Source organism: Arthrobacter sp. 05T420, from assembly GCF_056396305.1.
Map to the genome: position 1 here is coordinate 16,739 of NZ_JBFTLG010000020.1, position 19,112 is coordinate 35,850.

18 protein-coding genes are annotated in these 19,112 nt (G+C 67.0%); 8 read left to right on the forward strand and 10 right to left on the reverse strand.

Features of this window, described 5'->3' with window-relative positions:
• Position 1 precedes the first annotated feature (1 nt).
• Positions 2 to 469, reverse strand: a complete 468-nt coding sequence (locus AC1DEM_RS18125; protein WP_476885689.1) for a hypothetical protein — start codon at positions 467 to 469, stop codon at positions 2 to 4.
• Positions 466 to 3,696: an efflux RND transporter permease subunit gene (locus tag AC1DEM_RS18130; RefSeq protein WP_476885690.1), complete on the reverse strand. Its 3,231-nt coding sequence runs from the start codon at positions 3,694 to 3,696 to the stop codon at positions 466 to 468. The genes AC1DEM_RS18125 and AC1DEM_RS18130 overlap by 4 nt, the downstream gene beginning before the upstream one ends.
• Positions 3,697 to 3,986: 290 nt before the next feature.
• On the opposite strand from AC1DEM_RS18130, the gene AC1DEM_RS18135 reads away from it, so the two are divergent.
• Positions 3,987 to 4,181, forward strand: coding sequence for a DUF1918 domain-containing protein (locus AC1DEM_RS18135; RefSeq protein ID WP_476885691.1), 195 nt, complete (start codon positions 3,987 to 3,989; stop codon positions 4,179 to 4,181).
• Here AC1DEM_RS18135 and AC1DEM_RS18140 read toward each other — a convergent pair.
• Entirely contained in the window at positions 4,178 to 5,635 is a 1,458-nt protein-coding gene (locus AC1DEM_RS18140) for a DUF5129 domain-containing protein (RefSeq protein WP_476885692.1), read from the reverse strand. The two genes, AC1DEM_RS18135 and AC1DEM_RS18140, sit on opposite strands and share 4 nt — an antisense overlap.
• Before the next feature lie 197 nt (positions 5,636 to 5,832).
• Here AC1DEM_RS18140 and AC1DEM_RS18145 point away from each other — a divergent pair, with 197 nt between their 5' ends.
• Positions 5,833 to 6,030: a YegP family protein gene (locus AC1DEM_RS18145; RefSeq protein WP_476885693.1), complete on the forward strand. Its 198-nt coding sequence runs from the start codon at positions 5,833 to 5,835 to the stop codon at positions 6,028 to 6,030.
• 50 nt (positions 6,031 to 6,080) lie between these two features.
• Positions 6,081 to 6,548 carry an SRPBCC family protein gene (locus AC1DEM_RS18150; RefSeq protein ID WP_476885694.1) on the forward strand — a complete coding sequence of 156 codons (468 nt, stop codon included), beginning with the start codon at positions 6,081 to 6,083 and terminating at the stop codon, positions 6,546 to 6,548.
• An 84-nt stretch (positions 6,549 to 6,632) separates the two neighbouring features.
• Here the strand turns inward: AC1DEM_RS18150 and AC1DEM_RS18155 are convergent, their stop codons facing one another.
• Complete coding sequence (locus AC1DEM_RS18155; RefSeq protein WP_476885695.1) at positions 6,633 to 7,673, reverse strand: isopenicillin N synthase family dioxygenase; 1,041 nt, start codon at positions 7,671 to 7,673, stop codon at positions 6,633 to 6,635.
• A 176-nt stretch (positions 7,674 to 7,849) separates the two neighbouring features.
• On the opposite strand from AC1DEM_RS18155, the gene AC1DEM_RS18160 reads away from it, so the two are divergent.
• Positions 7,850 to 8,968: an alkaline phosphatase family protein gene (locus tag AC1DEM_RS18160; protein WP_476885696.1), complete on the forward strand. Its 1,119-nt coding sequence runs from the start codon at positions 7,850 to 7,852 to the stop codon at positions 8,966 to 8,968.
• Between the two features lie 57 nt (positions 8,969 to 9,025).
• Here the strand turns inward: AC1DEM_RS18160 and AC1DEM_RS18165 are convergent, their stop codons facing one another.
• A complete protein-coding gene (locus tag AC1DEM_RS18165; protein ID WP_476885765.1) occupies positions 9,026 to 9,736 on the reverse strand; it encodes an endonuclease/exonuclease/phosphatase family protein in 711 nt (236 codons plus the stop codon).
• A 210-nt stretch (positions 9,737 to 9,946) separates the two neighbouring features.
• Here AC1DEM_RS18165 and AC1DEM_RS18170 point away from each other — a divergent pair, with 210 nt between their 5' ends.
• Positions 9,947 to 10,750, forward strand: a complete 804-nt coding sequence (locus AC1DEM_RS18170; RefSeq protein WP_476885697.1) for a thioesterase family protein — start codon at positions 9,947 to 9,949, stop codon at positions 10,748 to 10,750.
• A 33-nt stretch (positions 10,751 to 10,783) separates the two neighbouring features.
• On the opposite strand, the gene AC1DEM_RS18175 is transcribed toward AC1DEM_RS18170, so the two are convergent.
• Positions 10,784 to 11,173: a DUF2177 family protein gene (locus tag AC1DEM_RS18175; RefSeq protein ID WP_476885698.1), complete on the reverse strand. Its 390-nt coding sequence runs from the start codon at positions 11,171 to 11,173 to the stop codon at positions 10,784 to 10,786.
• Between the two features lie 16 nt (positions 11,174 to 11,189).
• Here AC1DEM_RS18175 and AC1DEM_RS18180 point away from each other — a divergent pair, with 16 nt between their 5' ends.
• Positions 11,190 to 11,936, forward strand: a complete 747-nt coding sequence (locus AC1DEM_RS18180; RefSeq protein WP_476885699.1) for a lipoate--protein ligase family protein — start codon at positions 11,190 to 11,192, stop codon at positions 11,934 to 11,936.
• 15 nt (positions 11,937 to 11,951) lie between these two features.
• Here AC1DEM_RS18180 and AC1DEM_RS18185 read toward each other — a convergent pair whose 3' ends face one another.
• From AC1DEM_RS18185 to AC1DEM_RS18195, 3 genes are all read right to left on the reverse strand, one after another.
• Complete coding sequence (locus AC1DEM_RS18185) at positions 11,952 to 13,520, reverse strand: carboxyl transferase domain-containing protein (protein WP_476885700.1); 1,569 nt, start codon at positions 13,518 to 13,520, stop codon at positions 11,952 to 11,954.
• Complete coding sequence (locus tag AC1DEM_RS18190; protein ID WP_476885701.1) at positions 13,514 to 14,743, reverse strand: CaiB/BaiF CoA transferase family protein; 1,230 nt, start codon at positions 14,741 to 14,743, stop codon at positions 13,514 to 13,516. Before AC1DEM_RS18190 ends, AC1DEM_RS18185 begins: the two co-directional genes overlap by 7 nt.
• 111 nt (positions 14,744 to 14,854) lie before the next feature.
• Positions 14,855 to 16,267: an SLC13 family permease gene (locus tag AC1DEM_RS18195; RefSeq protein ID WP_476885702.1), complete on the reverse strand. Its 1,413-nt coding sequence runs from the start codon at positions 16,265 to 16,267 to the stop codon at positions 14,855 to 14,857.
• A 123-nt stretch (positions 16,268 to 16,390) separates the two neighbouring features.
• Here AC1DEM_RS18195 and AC1DEM_RS18200 point away from each other — a divergent pair, with 123 nt between their 5' ends.
• Both AC1DEM_RS18200 and AC1DEM_RS18205 read left to right on the forward strand, forming a co-directional pair.
• Entirely contained in the window at positions 16,391 to 17,098 is a 708-nt protein-coding gene (locus AC1DEM_RS18200; RefSeq protein ID WP_476885703.1) for a FadR/GntR family transcriptional regulator, read from the forward strand.
• Positions 17,099 to 17,104: 6 nt separating this feature from the next.
• Entirely contained in the window at positions 17,105 to 18,430 is a 1,326-nt protein-coding gene (locus AC1DEM_RS18205; protein ID WP_476885704.1) for a carboxylesterase family protein, read from the forward strand.
• On the opposite strand, the gene AC1DEM_RS18210 is transcribed toward AC1DEM_RS18205, so the two are convergent.
• Positions 18,427 to 19,074 (reverse strand): hypothetical protein, encoded by a 648-nt coding sequence (locus tag AC1DEM_RS18210; RefSeq protein ID WP_476885705.1) that lies wholly within the window; start codon positions 19,072 to 19,074, stop codon positions 18,427 to 18,429. The genes AC1DEM_RS18205 and AC1DEM_RS18210 overlap by 4 nt on opposite strands.
• Positions 19,075 to 19,112 lie beyond the last annotated feature (38 nt).

Sequence of the window (19,112 nt, forward strand, 5' to 3'; positions counted from 1 at the left end):
GTCACTCAGCCGTATCGAATTCAGTGCCGAGAAGTTCCTCCGCACCCGTCGTGACCACCACGGTCCCTGCCGGCGGCCCGTCCGTCAGGACGGCAACGTCGCCGTTGATGCGCTGGACCGTGATGGATTGGCGGACGTAGACCCTAGGTTCAGGGTTGGTGTACACCCACGCCTTGCCCGAGCTGTCGTACAATATGGCCCCGTAGGGGACAGTGAGCTTCTTGGTCTGGGGATCGGCGGCAATCACGGCTGTCGCGATCCCGACCCGTTCGACGGCGTGCTCCGTGAGGGTGAGCCGGTGAAGGTCCGTGCCGGGGACTTCGGCGATCTGCGCCGGTTCGCCTTCGGACGGTGCGGCCTCCGGCGCCTGCGCGCAACCTGTGGCGGAGAACGCCAGGAAGACCGTTACGAACACCGCCACGATGAAAGTGGCCACCTTGTTGCCCCGCGACGATAGTGGGGAGTTCATGGTGCATCCTGGCTTTCAGTTGGTGCAGCGGTGCCCTCTCCGGTCCGGGTGCTTGGCGCTGGCTTCGGTTCGAAGCGCAGCAGCATAGCGGGCACAACAAACAGGGTGAAGAAGGTTGTTGTCAGCAGGCCGCCCCAGATGATCACGGCAAGCGGCAGGATAATTTCCGTTCCGACGACGCCGCCGAGGAGGACCAAGGGCACGAGCGCCAGGGCCGTTATCACGATCGACATCAGGACGGGCCCCAGCCTCTCCTTGGTTCCGCGGACCACCAGCGCGGGCCAGGGCGCCGAAGCATCTGTTGCCTGCAGGCTCCGGACCTGGCCTGTCAGCAGGAGGGCACCGCGGACGGCTATTCCCAGCACTGCGGCGAATGCGACAAGGGCCACCAGCGAGTTGACGCCGCCCGTGGCCTGGGCGGCCAGCACGCCGCCGGACAGTGCCAAGATCAGGCCGAGGAAGAGCGGGGCGGCGAGCCGCCAGCTCCCCGTCGCCGTCTGCAGTAACACCAGGATGCCGGCGGTGGCAACGGCAGCGAGCAGCCAGAGCCACTGGTAACTGTTTTGCTGCTGGGCGTATTGGGTGAGGATCTCGGCATGGTAGGAAATCGGGAACTGCATCTGCTGCAGCGCCGTGTCGATGTCCCGCTGGATGTCGCCCAGCGGACGGCCCTGGATCTCGGCCTTGACATCGACGCGCCGCGAGGTGTCGTCGTGCAGGATCACGGACTCGTTCCCGACCATGGTCACCTGCGCGACGTCGCCGAGGCGGGCGTGGCCGCCGTTGGGGGTGTCAATGATCAGGTTGCGGACGCTGTCAAGGCTGCTGCGGGTGGCCGCATTCCCCTTCACGATGACCGAGAAGACCTTCTGCTGTTCATAGAGGTTGCCGACTTCGATGCCTTGGAGCAAGGCGGCAGCCGCCCGCCGTACATCACCAGGGACGACGCCGGCCTTTTGGGCCGCGGCCAGGTTCACTTTGACCTCGGCGATCGGCTGTTCAGCGGGCAGGTCGACATGCGGATTGACCACACCGGCCGTGTGCTCAAGAATCTGTTGCACCTCCGCCGCCTTCTGCCGCAGAATCGTCGGGTCCAGTCCGAAGACCCGGACGGCAAAGCCGCTGTCCGCTTCTTCCCGGATCTGGTCGATGCGTTCCTGCGGATAGGTGGAGACTTTGCTGGTCAGGCCCGGATAGCCTGCGATCACCTGGTCGACGGCGGCGGCCGTGTCGGGGTAGGACGCGTCCGGGGCCACGGTCACCCACAGCTCGCCGGAGCTGACGTCGCCGACCTGATCCGAGGTGATTGCACGCCCGACGTGTCCTCCGACGTTTGCCACGCCCTGCACTTTGCGCAGTTCTCCGGCGGCCGCTTCGGTGATCCGGCTCATTTCCTGGTCCGACGTGCCGGCTATCGCGCTCCAGTGCACCACCAGGGTCTTGTCCGCCAGCACCGGAACTACGGGACGAGTCCCGGCCAACTGGGGTGCGAGCGCCAGACCTGCCACCGCCACCACTGCCGCGGCGGCAAATACCCACCGCGTCTTTTGCGTTAGGCGCGTTACCGTGCGGCCGTAAGCGCCTTGCAACCGCGCCAGCGAACGGCGTTCCGGCGCCTTGGAACCGCCAGGAAGGACGAATGCCAGGGCCGCCGTGACCGTCAGCGCAACAACCATCGAGACCACCAGCGCGAGCAGATAGCTCTGCACCAGGGGGCCGAACAGGGCGCCGTTCTCACCAGGGATAAAGAGCGCAGGCATGAGGGCCAGCGCCATGATCAGCAATGCGTAGAGGATTGGCGTCCGGGCTGCCCGCAGGGCGCCCGGGATCACCGAGTCGCGTCGGTCCTGGTCCTGTTCCGGGCCCTGAACCGGGACGTGGTCCTGGCCGGTGCCGGGACCGGCATCGGCGGATGCTGAATCTGCCCCGGCGGCAGCCCTGGCGGCGGCGCTGCGTGCCCGTGCGATTCCGTTCAGGTCCTCCGCAACGTCTCCCACGATGACTGCCAAAGCAAGCACCAGGCCGGCCAGGACCATGGTGTTCATCCCGGTGCCGCGCAGATCGAGCACCAGCGCTGCCGCGGTCAGCGACACGGGAATCGTGATCAGACTGATCAGGGCCGTGCGCCAGGAACGGAAGAAAGCACCGAACAAGGCAACGATCAGCAGCAGCGCGATCAGCGCAGCAACGCCGAGCGTACCGACCTCTTCGTCGATGAAGGAGGCCTGCCGGTAGACGCTGGTATCGATCGTGACCCCTGGCAAACCGGGTTGGAGCTCGCGGAGGACCTCGTCGACGCCCCGGGTCACGTCCATCGTGTTGGTCTCCGGGAACTTCTCGATGACCAGCAATAGCTCGGCCTCGTTGCTAAGCAGGGCGTCGCCGATCAGGGGCTGGTGGTCGGTTGCCACCGTGGCCACGTCCTTAAGCAGGAGCTTGCCGGCCGGACCCTGGAGGGGAACCTGGCCCAGGTCCTCCGGGGTGGTAATCGGCAGGACATGCTGGACGCCGATCCGCTGATGGCCCGTCTCGAAGAAACCGCCGGTGCCCGGTGTGGATGCTTCCAAGTAGCTCAGGGGCGACACCCACACGGAGTTGCCGGTGGTCTTGATGATCTCGTCAAGGGTGACTCCCTTGGCCTCGAGCCGCGCCGGGTCCACCAGGACTTGAAGTTGTTGGTCGCGCTGGCCCCAGATGGCCACGTTCGCGACCCCGGGCACGGCCAATAGCCCGGGCTTCATGGTCCAGCGGGCCAGGACGGACATGTCGATGGCGGACATGTTTTTGGAGGTCAGCCGGACCATCATGACCCGGCTGGTCGAGGACAGCGGCTGCATGAGCACGGGAGCTGCCGAAACATTGGGCAGTGCGCGCGCCTGGGTCAGCCGTTCCGAGACGAGCTGGCGTGCGCGCAAGATGTCGGTCCCCGGTTTGAAGACCATCTGGATCGACGAAAGGCCGGGCACGGATTTGGATCGTATTGCCTCAACCCAGGCCACCCCGTTCAGCAGGTCGGCCTCCATGGGGGAAGTGATGAGTTGCTCCACCTCGGCGGCCGAGAGTCCCAGCGCTTCCGTCTGGATCTCAACCTGCGGCGGGGCGAACTCCGGAAAGGCGTCCACGGACATGCTCGGCAGGTTGGTGAGCCCGAGGGCAAGGATTCCTGCCGTAGCGGCCAGGACCAAGAGCCTGAACTGCAGAGTCCAGCGCACGATTGCACTCATCATGGCCGTTACCCCGCATGCCGCACAGGGGTGCCGGGACCACGGAATTGACTCCGGCGTCGTCGGTAGCGTGGGCCGGTGGGGTGGGCCTGGGGAGTGGCCGGACCGTGCAGTCGCCCTGCCGCGGAAGCGGCTTCTGTAAATACGATGCTGACTGCTATTCCTGTGTGGCGAACTGCCAATATTCCATTCACGGCGCGGCTCCTCAACCTAAAGCCATAGCGCCCCCCAGCCGTCAAGAGCAATAATGATCTTCGGGCACACAGGCGTCAATAGAGATACAGGTGATCGCCATGAAAGCAGTCGCAGGGGACCGCATCATCATTCGGGGGCACACGGTCGAGTCCACAGACCGGCACGGCCAGATCCTTGAAGTGAGAGGGGACGATGGTGCGCCGCCGTACCTCGTCAAGTTTGACGACGGCCACGAGACGATCATATTTCCCGGCGGTGATTTCGTCGTCGAACGGCCCGGAAGCGGGCCCTAGAAACTCGACGAGCTCCCGGACCCGGAGAAGCTGCCGCCGCTGGACCCGTACCCGGTGGTGGTGGCGCCGCCGCCGCGCGCGCTGCTGACGCTGCTCACGCCGCTGGTGAAGCCGCTGTTGAAGCTCGGGACCGAGAAGAAGTAGTAGGACGGGTACACCGTTCCGAGGATGCTCGGCTCGTACGTGCGGCCGTATCTGGCCTTGGTCCCCGACTGCGCGCTGTCCATTTCCTGGCGCATGAGTCCGGCTTCTTTGTCATTGCGGGCATAGGCGTCGATCAAGGTGTCCGCGTGGTTCTTCAGGAGCTCCGAGAGGTGGGTCCGGGCGTCACGCAGCCGGTCCAACGCCGTCTCGGGTGTGATTGAGCCGTCCGCCAGTTCCGCCGACCAGCGCTCCACATCACGCCGGCTTTCATCGCGGAAGGACCGCAATGCCGCAGCCGTCGCCGAGGTTCCTTCGGCACGGCGCTGGCTGAGCAGGTTTTCCAGATCGTCCAGGTCACTGCAGAACGGTTCGAGCTGACGGTCCCATGCGGCGGGCCACGCTGAGCCGCGGTTGAGCAAGGCATTGGTATCGGCGATCACGTCGTCCAGTGCGTCGAGTTCGGCCGCGGCGTCGGCGTAGCTCCGGACCAGTTTGAGGTTGGGCCGGCGGCCCAGGTCCCCGCTGCCGAGGGCATGTACCTGGTTGGAAAGCTTGGTGGCAGCGTTGTACCGGTTCACAAATGTGCGGTGCTTCTCCAGGACGGTGCTTCCGTACCGGGACGACTCGGGAATGGTGCTGGCGTTGAGCTCGGTGACCTGCAGGTCCATGCTGACGTTGGCGTAGCTGGCGTCACCCCGTGCCAGTTCCTTCCGGCTGGACACCCGCGTCCGCCACCGCACGATCAGCCACGCCGCAGCCCCGCAGACCGCGGCGGCCACCACCGTCCAGGCCGTGACCAGGAAAGCCGTGGAACGGTACCACGGCTGGTTGATGAGTCCGGCGCCGCGGCGGATCCCGGCAATGGTGCCGTCGGTCCACTGCGCATCGCGGAGCAGCTCCTTGGAGGCGTTCTGGATGTCCTCGCGCTGTTCGGGGGAGACCTTCCGGTCCTCACCCATGTACGTCCCCACATGCCGGCCCACCGGATCGAGGGCGAAGATAAACAGCCCGTCCGCCCACTTCTGCCCGTCGGCGCTGATCCATTCTGGATGTTCGGTGCGGGCGAACCGCAGGACTTCCGCGTTCAGGTTGTCCGCGGCCGTGCCGTTGTACGTGTAGATCGCAACTTTGGTGGGCTCGTAAAAGTCGGTGGACCGCACCGCGGGCAGCAGCGTTCTTTGGTCCAACACGCCGGCGCGGTCTTCAACCATGACGGCGGTCGGCGTCACGGCGAGCGCCACGGAGGCTCCGCCGAGAAGGCCGGCCATCAGCACTACCAGGGCGGCGAGGGCCTTGCGCGTGATTCCCATTTTCCGAGCGTAGTGGCTGGCTCCAGCGGCGTCGACGCACACGCCGCCGCAACGGGGAGCTCGCCGTTGCATTAGCCGTCCTGCGAAGCCGACGCGCGGCAAACCGATGGCCTCTGGTCAGGCGATAGCGGCAGCGCTACTCTATTCCGTGCCGGCTCCCCGGCCGGCCACACCGATGGAGAAATCAGGGATGCACCATGGCTGGCAAATTTGAGGTCTACAAGGATAAATCCGGCGGATTCCGGTTCCGGCTCAAGGCCTCCAACGGCGAGGTGATCGCCTCCTCGCAGAGCTACAAGACCAAGGCGAGCGCCATGGGCGGCGTTGAGTCGGTTAAGAAGAACGCGGCCTCGCCAGTGGTCGATATGACGGAAGCGGCCGCCGAGACGGGATGAAACCGCAGGTCAGGTGTCCCGTTGGGCCGGCCACCGCCTAGGATTGCGGCATGTCTACCTATGAAGTTACCCGCAGCGCAGTCATTCCCGCACCGGCCCGGGACATCTATCCGCTGGTGAACAGCTTCCACGAGTGGACCAAGTGGTCCCCTTGGGAGGCCGTAGATCCCGCCATGGAACGGAGCTACTCCGGCAGCGAATCCGGCGTCGGCGCCAAGTACGCCTGGAGCGGGAACCGCAAAGCCGGCTCCGGCACGATGGAGATTGTCGATACCGCCGAGCCGCGCAACATCAAGATCCGCCTGGAGTTCACCAAGCCCTTCAAGGCGGTCAACCCCACGTCATTCACGTTCGTGCCCTCAGGCGACGGCACCCAGGTCACGTGGACCATGACCGGGGAGAACAAAGGCATCGGCAAGGTCTTCGCGCTGTTCATGAACATGGACAAGATGGTCGGCTCGGACTTCGAAAAGGGCCTGGCCTCGCTCGCGGGCGCCGTCGCACAGCGACAAGTCTGAAAAGGGATTCGCCGGACCGCCCGGTGACGGGTTCGTTATACCGGGACGGCTCGTAATACCGGGTGGTGCTGGCGGTTGGGGCCGTCAGGGTTGCCAGGCGGTCCGGACGAGTCCGGGGTGATGAATCCGGGCGACTTCCGGGTGGGCCCGCAGCCAGCCCTTGAGCACGTTGGCGCCGTAGGACGCGAGCATTGGATTGTCCGGATCATCCGTGATCCCCCGGGACCGGGCCGCAAGCGCGGGCGGAAGCGGCACCGGCTCAATGACGGCGTCGAGCCGGGGCGAGAAGAAGAAGGGGACCGTGTAGCGGTCGACTCCGGGCGGCGGCGCCTCGACGCGGTGAATGGTGGCCGCCAGGTAGCCCTGGGTGGCGACTTCGAGCATTTCCCCGAGGTTGACCACCAAAGCCCCCAGAGTCGGCTGTACCGGAATCCAGCTGTCGCTGCCCGGTGGGAGTACCTGCAGGCCGCCGACTTGGTCCTGGAGCAGCAAGGTGACGAAGCCGTAGTCCGCATGGGCGCCAACTCCTTGGGGCCCGGCGTCCGCGACGACGCCGCCGACGTAATGGACCAGCTTGGCCATCCAGGCCGGTGAGTCCCGGAACGGTTCATCGAAGTAGCCTTCCGGCAGTTCGAGGGACACGGCAATGGCGCTCAGCAATTCTGCGCCGACGCGGGACATGCGGTCCGCCCAGGCCATGCACACGGTGCGCAGTTCAGGCAGCGCCCGGTCCGGCAGCAGGTTCGGTCCCTGGACCAGCCAGTACGGCTGATCCGGCGGGTAGTCCTCGACGGCGGGGCGCTCGGGCCCGAAGTCGAGCTGCTCGCGGGCGTCCGGCCGTCCCTGGGTGATTTCGTGGCCCAGCCGCGTGTAGCCGCGGAAGTGGGGAGAAAGCCTGTTGTCCAGTTCGAGTCTTGACTCCAGCGGGAGCTCGAAGAACCGCCGGGTGACATCGAAGAGTTCGTCCACCTCGGCCGCAGAGGCTCCATAACCCGTCAACTGGAAGAAGCCAACTCGATGGGTAGCGTCGCGCAGGGCATCGATAAACGCCGGGTCAAACGTGCCGTCCTCCCGCCTGGCGGTACTCAGGTCCAGGAGCGGAATTGAATCCGATGGTGCGTCCATGAGTGCAAAGTACCACCGGCCATGCTCTCCCAGCCACAAGTCAGGGTCCTCCCGGGTTTTGTGGACCGCGGTGTGAGAGAGTGCAACTGCTGGAGCCGCCAATGCACACTGATCGGTCAATCAGAAAGCCGGAATCCATGAGCCGGAATGCCACGCAAAGTCATCGACGATTGGCCGTGCGGCTGCTTGTCGCAGCAGTCCTCATGGTGTCGGCTGCGGCGTGCGAGCCGTCGCCGCCGGCCGGCAGCCCGGGTCCCAGTGCCGGAGGCACAGCTCCCACCGCCGGGGGCACAGCTCCCAGTGCCAAGGGCACGGCCACCGCGGGGACGGGGTCGAAGCCCGGGCACGTGTTCGTGATCAATCTCGAGAACAAAGGCTACAACAAGGTGTGGGGCGCGGGCTCTGAGGCTCCCTACCTGTCGCAGACGCTTCGCAGCCAGGGTGTCCTGCTCTCCAAGTACTACGGGATCGCCCACAATTCGAACCCAAACTATTTGGCCCAGATCTCCGGCCAGGCATCCAACGCCATGACCCGCGACGACTGCCCCACCTACGCCGCGTTCGAGCTGACTGGGACCGACTCGCTGGGCCGGGCGGACGGCACCGGCTGCGTCTATCCGGCCTCGGTCCCCACGGTAGCGGGGCAGCTCAGCGCCGCCGGCAAGACCTGGAAGGGCTATATGGAGGACATGGGCACGCCGTGCCGTCATCCTGAACTTGGCGGGAAGGACAGCAGCCAGGGGGCCAAGGTGGGCGACCAGTACGCAACGCGGCACAACCCGTTCGTGTACTTCCAGTCCATCACGTCGTCACCGGAGTGCCAGAGCAATGTGGTGGACTTTAGCGAACTGCGCGGCGACCTCCAGTCCGTGTCCACCACGCCCAACCTGTCCTACATCTCGCCCAATCTTTGCAATGACGGCCACGACAACCCCTGCGTCGATGGCACCCCGGGCGGACTAGCCGCCGCCGACAGCTGGCTGAGCCAGCAGGTCCCGGCAATCCTGGACTCCCCGGCCTTCCGGCAGGACGGGATGCTGGTCATCACCTTCGACGAGTCCGAGGGCAAGACAGTTGGACCGTCAGGGCTGCTACCCGGAGGGACGGACGGCGGCAGGATTGGGGCACTGGTCCTCTCGCCGTTGATTACGGGCGGCACGACGTCGGACCGGGCCTACAACCACTTCAGCCTCCTGGCGAGCATCGAAGATGCATTCTCCCTCCCGCGCCTCGGATACGCCGGAGAGCCGGGCCTGAACAGCTTCGGCGGTGACGTCTTCAACGCGGGCTCCTAGCCGCCGAGCCTCCCGGGCATGACCGAACGGGCAGAACCGACCCGGCCGGAGCGGCTGCTAGCTCGCTGCCGGGGCCGCGCCGTTGCCGTTGGAGTCCTGGCCGTATTCGGCCGAGATCAGGATGGGAAGGTGGTCCGAGGCGCCGCGGGGCAGCGTTTCCACGCTTTCGATCTCGAGCCCCTGCGAGGTGGCAAAGTCGAAATGGCCCTTGAAGACTCTGTACCGGGTGTAGGTCCGGCGGTCACTCATTGTGAGGTCGTAACCGGCGTCCTTCATCTGCGCCGTCAGGGACTTGGTGAAGAACGGATAGTTGAAGTCACCCACCATCAGCGACATCAGACCGCCGCCCATGCTGAGCAGCTCCGCATGGGCGGCATGGATCTGGTTCCGCCGCAGGGAGTTCGACGCCGTCAACGGCGCCGCATGGAAGGAAGCGATGACGAGGCCGTGGTCGGTCTCGTTGTCGGTCACGCGCGTGCCGATGAGCCGCTCGTGCGCGGGGGCCAGGACCCTGTCGTGGAGGGACTTCTTCAAGGCAAACGTCTGCGTCTCGTAAGCAGTGAAGCGGTCCTTACGATAGTAGATGGCCAGGCCCAGCCGGTTGCCCCGGGTGGAGTCGGCAAGGTGGAGATCTCCGATGGTGTCCGGCAGATCCTCCGTGTCGCACTCTTGGAGGCACAAAGCATCAATCTCGAAATCGCGGGCCAGATCGACCAGCTCGCCGCTGGCCGCGTGCTTGCGGAGGTTGTAGCTGATGACTCTAAGCAGGGGGAGCACCTCTTCGGTGGATAGTGGTTGAAACCTCACCCGAGTCTACCCAGTCAGAGCGGATCGAGGGGGAATAAACGCCGCGCGCGTCCGGATCAGGGCCTCAAACACGGCGGCCCGTGCGGCCGCGGGCGCGGTGGTGTGGCAGGGGGCCGCCGGTCCGAAAGGATAGTGTGTTCTGGAATCACCAGCCACGCGAAAGGGCGGACGTTGACTGCTGCACAACCGGAACTTGCCGAGGGCGATTTCTATTACGAGACGTTGGGCGGCGGGCGGTTCCGCTCCACGATCCATGCCCAGGGTGCCTGGAACGAACACGAGCAGCACATGGCCCCCGCGTCCGGCATCATGGCAGACGCGCTGGCCAGGCATGAGCCCCGCGGGGACATGCGCATGGCGCGGCTCAGCTATGAAATCCTCGGACTGATCCCGGGCGGTGAGTTCGAGGTGGTGACCTCCACCCTCCGCCCTGGCCGGACCATCGAGCTGGTGCAAGCCGAGTTAGTAGCCGGCGGCCGCACGGCCATCCGCGCCACGGCCTGGCGGATGATCACCTCGGACACGTCCGCCATCGCGGCTTTCGAGGATCCCCGGATCCCCGCGCCGGAGGACTGCGAACCGTATGACGCCGCACGCATTTGGCCCGGCGGCTACATCGCCTCACTCCATATGCGGATCGCCGAGGGCCACCGGGCGGGCTCGGGGACTGTCTGGCTCCGCACCGACTACCCGCTGACCGACCAGGCGGACAGCGGCGACCTCGCCCGGCTGGTCGGCCTGGTGGACACGGCCAACGGAATCGCCGCCCGGGTCCCGCCGGGCAAGGGCAGCTATGCCTTCCCCAACCTCGATCTGCAGATCCACATGTACCGGCAGCCGGAGGGGGAGTGGCTGGGGCTGGACAACGAGGTCTCGTTCGGCACGGACGGGATCGGGCTGACCTCCACGGTGCTGCATGACCTCACGGGCCCGTTCGGCCGCGCCGAACAGATCCTGACGCTGCGCAAATCCTGACGCTGTGCAAGTCCCAGGCGGGTGCGAAGGTCCCTAGCTGGTGTGGAAGACGAGCCAGCCGGCCAGCGTGGCCAGTGCCGTCAGGGCGGCACCCCAGAGGATGTCGACAACAACCAGCCGCCAGGGCCACGTCTTGAGCGTGGCGGCATTGGTGAGGTCGTACGTGGCATACGCAAACGCGCCGAGGGCGGCACCGTAGCCGACGGCGCTGAGCCAGCTGCCGCCGTCGAGCGCTGGCCGAAGGGCAAAGAACACGATCCCGGCAATGTAGATCACGTAGAACACCACCGCGTACCCTAGATTGGGCTTGCTGGCCATCAGCTCACCAATCTGGCGGCGGTAGAACGGGTTCATCGTCTTGAGCCAGATGGCGTCGATGACGGCGAACGCGGCGGCTACGACGAGGAATTGCAGAATGACCATAAGGGAGCATAACAACATGCCGCAGGCGCCAGCCGGGCCCCGGACCCTGACGGTGGTCCGGCAGCAGGAATCACTCGGTGCCGCCGCCGACCTCGACTTCGCGCTCGAGCTCCTGCAGAAGATCAAATCCGGTTCGTTGGGCCCTACCCTGCGGCTTTACCGTCCCGTTCCCACGGTCGCTTTCGGGCAGCGCGACACCCACCTGCCCGGGTTCGAGGCAGCCGCCGAGGCCTGCAGGCAGCTCGGGTTCGAGCCCCTGGTCCGGAAGGCCGGGGGCCGGGCGGCGGCGTACCACCAGCGGACGCTCGTCATCGATCACCTGGAGCCAGATACAGACGCGATTGCCGGGGCCAAGGGACGGTTTTCGCGCTTTGGCGAACTGCTCGCCCGGGCGCTGCGCGACGCTGGGGTGGATGCCGGCGTCGGTGAAATTCCGGGGGAATATTGCCCCGGCGAGTTCAGCGTGCACGGCAGCGACCCGGAATTGCCGGAGCGCAGGATCAAGCTTGTCGGCACCGCCCAGCGGGTGGTCGCCGGCGGCTGGCTCTTCAGCTCCGTGATCGTGGTGGCGGACTCCGCCCCGATCCGCGCGGTCCTGGAGGCCAGTTACGCCGACCTCGGCCTCGAGTGGGATCCGGCGACGGCGGGCGCGGCCGACGACCTCGTGCCGGGCCTGGACGTCGACGCTGTTGAGGCTGCGGTGATCGCCGCCTACGGACGCTACGCCCCGCTCAGCCACGCGGAGTTCCCGAGCCTGCTTTGACTCCAGGGACGGCTCCTAACCGGACGGCGTTCCGCCGGTGCTGGCAAGGATGCTGCCCAGATTGCGGTATTTCGCCAGGCGCCGGGGGACCAGTTCGTCCACCCCGGTGCTGGCGAGCGTGGCGAGTTCGTATTCGATGGCCCGGCCAAGGCGCCGGCAGAAGGCCTGGGCTTCCTCGGCCGCATCGGGGCGTTCGTCCACGATGTGGTCCACGAGCCCGTTGGCGTGCAGCGATGCGACGTTGACGCCTTGGGCCTCGGACATGGCGGGGGCGAAATCAGTGCTCCGGTGGACGATGGCGCTGGCGCCTTCGGGCGGGAGCGGGGACAGCCAGGCGTGCTGGGCCGCGATGGTGCGGTCCGCGGGCAGAAGGGCCAGTGCCCCGCCGCCCGCACCTTGACCCAGCATCACGGACACCGTGGGCGCATTGAGCCCGATGAGGTCGTGCAGGGAGCGGGCGATCTCGCCGGCCAGGCCGCCCTCCTCGGCCTCTTGGGACAGGGCGGCACCGGCGGTGTCGATGATGGTAAGCAGCGGGAGCCCGAGTTCCTCGGCGAGGCGCATACCGCGACGGGCCTCCCTGAGGGACGCGGGCCCCATCGCCGACTGTGCCAATACGCTCTGTCCCATGCGCGTCGGCCGCGTCGGCCTGGGCCGGGTGTGGCCGATGACCACGCAGGATTGGTGGCCGAAACGGGCCAGGGCAAGTTGAAGGCCGGGGTCCTTTTCGCCCTGTCCGGTGCCGTTGAGCGGGAGCACGTCCCGGGCGCCGTGCGCCAGCAACTGCCGCACATCCGGCCGCCGGGGATCGCGGGAGATGCCGATCGATTCCCAGGCGCCGGCGCCGGACGGCTGCACGGACAGCGTCGCGGGTGCAGCGATCGGGGCCTGCGGGCCGGTGACCAGGATGCTCAAGGCGCGGTCGACGACGTCGGACAGCTGCCAGGGCGGGACCACCGCGTCAATCAGCCCTTTATCGAAGAGGTTCTCGGCGGTCTGGACGTTCTCCGGGAACGGGGCGCCGTGGACGGCCTCGTAGACCCGGGGTCCGAGGAAGCCGAGCAGGGCGCCGGGCTCGGCGGCGGTGATGTGGCCGAGGGATCCCCACGAGGCCATGACCCCTCCTGTGGTGGGATGGCGCAGGTAGACCAGGTAGGGCAGCCCGGCCATCCGGTGGGAGCGGACGGCGGCGCTGATCTTCACCATGGAAAGGAACGCGATGGTGCCTTCCTGCATGCGGGTGCCGCCCGAGGCAGGTCCGGCGAGGAGGGGCAGGCCTTCGCTGGTGGCGCGTTCGACGGTGTTGACGATCCGTTCCGCCGCGGCCTGGCCGATGGAGCCGGCGAGGAACCGGAACTCGCTGATGATGACGGCGACCCGGCGGCCGCGGATGAGGCCTTCGCCGGTGAGGACTGATTCGTCCACGCCGCTCTTGGCCCGCGCGGCGGCCAGTTCCTGCCGGTACTCGGGGCCGGGATCAGGGTCCGTGACGGGCGCATCCCAGCTCCGGTAGGACCCGGGATCGAGCACCGCGGCGATGAGTTCGGTGGCGCCCAGGTGCCGGACCTTCTGCTGGGTCAGCATGCCCGGTCACCGACCGTGCCGCTGGCCCTTGTCAGCCCGAGCCACCGGCGGATCTGGTCCCCGTCCTGGTCCAGCAGCGGCGGCGCAGTGTGGGCCTTCAACGTGGTTTCTGCGGTGTCGGCGGCGCTGAAGAACCGTAGCGGCGGGCCCGGCAGGCTCACGGTACCGAGAATTTTGTGGTCGACGTCGATCACGAGACCCTGCGAGTGGACCTGCTCCCATGCGTAGACTTCGTCCAGGCTTCTGACCTTGCCGGCGGGGATGCCGGCGTCGTTGAGTTTGGTCAGCAGCGGCTCCGCCTCGAACTCGGAGAACACCCGCTCCACTTCCTCGATGACCTTCTCGCGGTTGCGCACCCGGTCCGCGTTGGTGGCGAACTCCGGCCGCGCGGCGTCGATCCCGAACGTCGAAGCGAACCTGTTCCAAAGCTTCTCGCTTCCCACGCTGATCTGTACCCTGCCCTGCCGGCAGTGGAACAGGCCGTAGGGGGCAATTGAGGGGTGGTGGTTGCCCTGGGCCTTCGGGGTTTCCCCCGCGACCGTGGCCCTGGTGCCCTGGAAGGCGTGGACCCCGATCAGCGCAGCGAGCAGTGATGTGCGGACGATCTGGCCCTGGCCGGTACGCTCACGCTGCAGCAGCGCCGCGAGGGTGCCGAATGCCCCGTACATGCCGGAGAGGAGGTCGGCGATGGGGACGCCGACGCGCTGCGGATCGTCCGGGCCGGAGCCGGTCAGGGACATCAGTCCGGCCTCGCCCTGGAGGATCTGGTCGTACCCGCTGCGCCGGGATTCCGGGCCGTCGTGCCCGAACCCGGTGATGGAGAGGACCACCAGCGCCGGATTCAGGTCATGCATTTGTGCAGCGGAGAACCCGAGCCGGTCCAGGACGCCGGGGCGGAAGTTCTCGATGACCACATCGGCGCGCTCCAGCAGTTCACGCAGCACTGCCCGCCCGTCGTCGCCCTTCAAGTCCAGGGCAATGGATTCCTTGTTGCGGTTGCAGGACAGGAAGTACGTGGCCTGCGGATCATCCTCCGGGCCCACAAATGGCGGGCCCCAGCCGCGGGTGTCATCTCCGGTGCCAGGGTTCTCCACCTTGATCACGCGCGCTCCGAGGTCAGCCAGCATCATCCCGGCATGCGGGCCGGCCAGGGCACGGCTCAGGTCCACCACGAGATAGCCGGTCAGGGGGCCTTCGGCGTCGGGCAGGGGTTCGGTGCTCATTGGTGTGTTCCTTCTCTGGTCGGGTCTTTGCGGGTGCGCGCGGCGACCTCGGTGTGTCTGCGCGGTTGGTTGACGTGCCGGCGAGCTACACCCAGCGGTCACATCCAGTCGTCACATCCAACCGGGCACCACCATGACCAGCCAGGCGATTGCCGGCCCGACGGCGACGACGATGCCGCTGTACGCCAGGATCTGCTTGTAGAACCTGTCCTTGTCCACGTCCTCCGGCGCGTTGGCCAGGACCAGGGCGCCGTTGGTGGAGAACGGGGACACATCCACGATCGTGGAGGCCACAGCCAGGGCCGCGATCACGCCGACGGCGCCGACCTCGCCGGTGGCCAGGAACGGCACCGCCAGTGGGATGAGGGCCGCGAGGATGGCGGTGGAGGACGCGAAGGCCGACACGATGGCGCCGATGTAGCAGATCAGCAGGGCGGCGAGCAGGGGCATGCCAAGCTCCGCCACCCCGCCGGACACGAAGGCGATGGTGCCGGCTTCTTCGAGGACCCCTACGAAGGTGAGCATGCCGCAGATGAGCAGGACGGTGGACCAGCTGATCTTGTTGACGGCGCCCTTCTGCGCTGCGGGGGACACGAGGGCAAGGACGATCGCGATGGTGATCGAAACGAAGCCGACGTCCACCTTGAATCCGAGCGAGATGACGGCCAGGGCGATCAGACCCAGGATGGTGATCAGCTGGGGCATGGAAGCACGGGCGCCGCCGGCCGGAGGTGCGCCGGCCCCGGCGGGATTGGCCGGCGAAGATGCACCGGAGCCGCCTGAGGTGCCTTTGGCCGCGACGCCGTCGGCGGAGATGTCGGAGCCGGAGCCCTGCAGCGTGACGCCGGCCGCTCGGGCACCCACACTGACGGACATGCGCTTTTCTGCGGCTTGTTCCACGAATCGCCCGCCCGGGGTGGACAGCAGTTTGCCGCCGCCGAGGACGACAAACAGCACCAGCGCGATGGCCAGGTTGAACAGGAAACTGGCCAGGAAGATTGCCATCGGGTTGGCATCCAGCTCCGTCTTGGCAATGATGCTGTTGACGGTGACGCCATAGACGGCGATGGGGGAGAAGCCGCCGGCCTGCGCGCCGTGGACCACCATCATGCCCATCATGAGCGGATTGATCTTGTGCTTGGCGGCGAAGCTCAGGGCGATCGGCGCGATGATGGCCACCGCGGCCGGGGAGAGGGCGCCGACGGCGGTGATCACCGCGGTGATGGCGAACATGACCCACGGGATCAGGGCCACCTTGCTGCCGACCAACCGAACCGCGCCCCGGACCAGCAGGTCGATGGTGCCGTTGTTCTGCGCGATGGCGAACAGGTACGTGACCCCGACGATGGTCAGGAAGAGGCCGCCGGGGAAGTTGGCCAGGATGTCGTTGGTGGACATCCCCAGCACCACAGAGCCGAGCAGGAAGGCACCTACGAAGGCCAAGGCACCCATGTTGAGCGGCAGCACCGTGGCCAGTAGGAACATCACCGCCAGGATGATGATGGACAGGACGGGAGCGGACATCGTTGTTCCTCCGGATCGAAATGGTTCATTGACTGGCTTAGTGGCCTAGCCTCCTAGACACTAGGTGTCTTTGTCAATAGTTCTCCGGTAGTCTTAGGGCCAGGACAGGCTGGAAGGACGCGCATGGCAAAGCAGGCGGCAACGCATCAGATTTCCCGCGTTTCGCGGCCCCGGCTCTACGAGCAGTTGGTGGAGCAGATCATGGACTTCATCGAGTCCGCCGAGCTGGGTCCCGGCGACACGCTGCCGGCTGAACGGGAGCTCGCCGAGCGGCTGGGGGTTTCGCGGGCAACCCTGGCGCAGGCCCTGGTGGCCCTTGAAGTGCTCGGCGTGATCGACGTCCAGCACGGCACCGGAGCAGTGCTGGTCTACCGGCCCAACGTTCCGTCCGTGATCAAGGGCCTCCGCGAGCATCGCAGCCGTCTGCCCGAGATCGTTGAAGCGCGGAGCACGCTCGAGGTCAAGCTGGCCGAGCTGGCCGCCGCCCGGCGCACCGAGCAGGACATGAACGCCATCGACCACGCCCTCGAAGCCATGGCCGCGGAAGTCGCCTCGGGAGAACGGGGTGCGCGGGGCGACGAGCTGTTCCACCAGGCCGTCACTGCCGCGGCCCACTCGGCAGTCCTGGCCCAGTTGATGACCTTCATCGCCGGAATGGTCCTGGAAACGCGCCTCGAATCCCTTGGACAGCCCGGCCGGCCGGAGCAGTCACTTGCGTCCCACCGCAAGATCGCCGACGCGATCAGGTCCCGGGACTCGGCGGCCGCCGCGGCGGCGATGCTCGAGCACATCGACCTCGTCTCCGACGTTGCCCTGCTGAAGAACAGCTAAGCCGGGATGAATGTGAACCTTTCCTTCGATCCGCCGTGTGGCCCCGTCACCGGATGGCGCGACGGCGCCGTCGTGCGTGCCACCGGCATTCCCTACGCCACCGCGGAGCGGTTCCAGCCGCCCGCGCCGGCCACCGACTGGTCCGAGACGCTCGAGGCAACATCCCTGTCTCCGGCGTGCCCGCAGGCCCCGGTGCCCTTCCTGGACGACGTGCTGGGCACCCGCTACGGCGAACTGCCAGGCAGCGAGGATTGCCAGCGGCTGTCCATCACCCTGCCCGCCGATCTCGACGACGATGAGCGGCTGCCGGTGATGGTGTGGCTGCACGGCGGGTCCTACACCTCCGGATCGGGGGATCTGGCGATCTTCGACCCGGCGGCGCTGGTTGCCGAAACCCGGGTGATCGTTGTCTCGGTAACCTACCGGTTGGGCCTCTTCGGCTATTTGTCCACCAGTACCGGCCGGCCCGCCAATCTGGGCCTGCTGGACCAGATCGAGGCGTTCCAGTGGGTGCAGCGCAACATCGCATCCTTCGGCGGTGATCCGCGCAGGGTCACCGCGTTCGGGCAATCCGCAGGGGGCGACGCCGTCGCGCACCTCATGGCGACGCCGGGCGCAGCCTCGCTCTTCCAGCGTGCCATCATCCAAAGTGCCCCGCTGGGAATTACCCGGGGGCGGGAAAAGATGAACGCCGCCATGGGTGTCGCCGCGGAAGCGATCACCGCCGGCACTCCGGCGATGGACGTCGTCGCCCTCGAAGACGACGTTGCGCGGGCGGCGCGGAAGTTCGGGCTGATGGCTGCCATGCCGTTCGGGATCCAGTACGGGCATGCACCCCTGCCGGCGGAATCCGCGCTTGACGGGGCCTGGAATGCGGCTGCGCCAGGGATCGATATCCTGATCGGCCACACCGCGGAGGAGGCCCGGCTGTTTCTGCCGCGAAGCCCACACCTGGGCAGGGTAGCGAGGATTCCCGTGGTGGGCAGCGCGGTGCTCAAGGCAGTCACGTGGGTGGTTACAGAAATGGTGTACGGCAAAGCGGCCAGGCAGTTTGCCAGGCGGCATGTGCGCGCAGGCGGGCGGGCCCACCGCTACGTGCTGTCCTGGCGCGCACCAGGGAATCTGTACGGCGCCGCGCACACGGTCGACCTGCCGCTGCTTTTCGGGCACCAACGGACCTGGGAGGGTGCCGGGCTGCTGGCGGGCGCCACCTGGGAGGAGATCAATGCGCACGGCCGGGCGATGCGGGCGCTGTGGGCACGGTTCGCCTACGGGGAAGGCCTGGGGACCCGGGGCGAGATTCCCGGCTCGCTCCGGTACCGCTCGGTCTAGAACAGCTGGGCAGCGATCACCCAAAGGAGCACTACGACGCCGAAGGCGATCAACGGGCGGTTCCAGGTGGTGGTTACGGTTTCGCCGGAGGAGCGGAGTCCGGTGGCGCGGGCGTCCTGCCACGCCTGGGCGATCTCGTCACGGCCGGTGGTCACCGCGGGCTGTTGGTGGCTGAACCGTTCATTGCCCGGCAGGATGCTGTACGGCCGGCTCTTCAGGTCGCTGACGTGCTCAAAGCCGGATTCGAACGAGCCCGGCGGGGTGGGAGCACCCCAGCTCACATACTTCTTGCCGGCGGCCCTGACAGTGACGGCGTAGCGGACCTCGACGTCCTGGACCGTTTCGAAAGGTATCCGGTGGTCGCGGAGGCCGTTGATCAGCGTAAAGCCGCCGCCATCGGCGCGCAGGCACGGCCGCCACTGGGCCGCATAGACCAACCAGGACACCAGTACCAGCCAAGGTGCGGCGTCTATCGCGGCCCGGGTTTCTCCGCTCGCCATCAGCCACCACAGGGTGCCCGCAGCGGCGGCCCAAACGGCCGCGGCCACAGGGCGGCCCGACGCCGAGCGGTGCGTTTTGGCTCGACGGCCGGAGTCCGGACGGCCCGCCTGCGGCGGGTGGTGCTGCTCCTGTGATGCTTTCAATGGTCCCCCTCCATTGCCCGCGTCGTCGTCGGGATGAG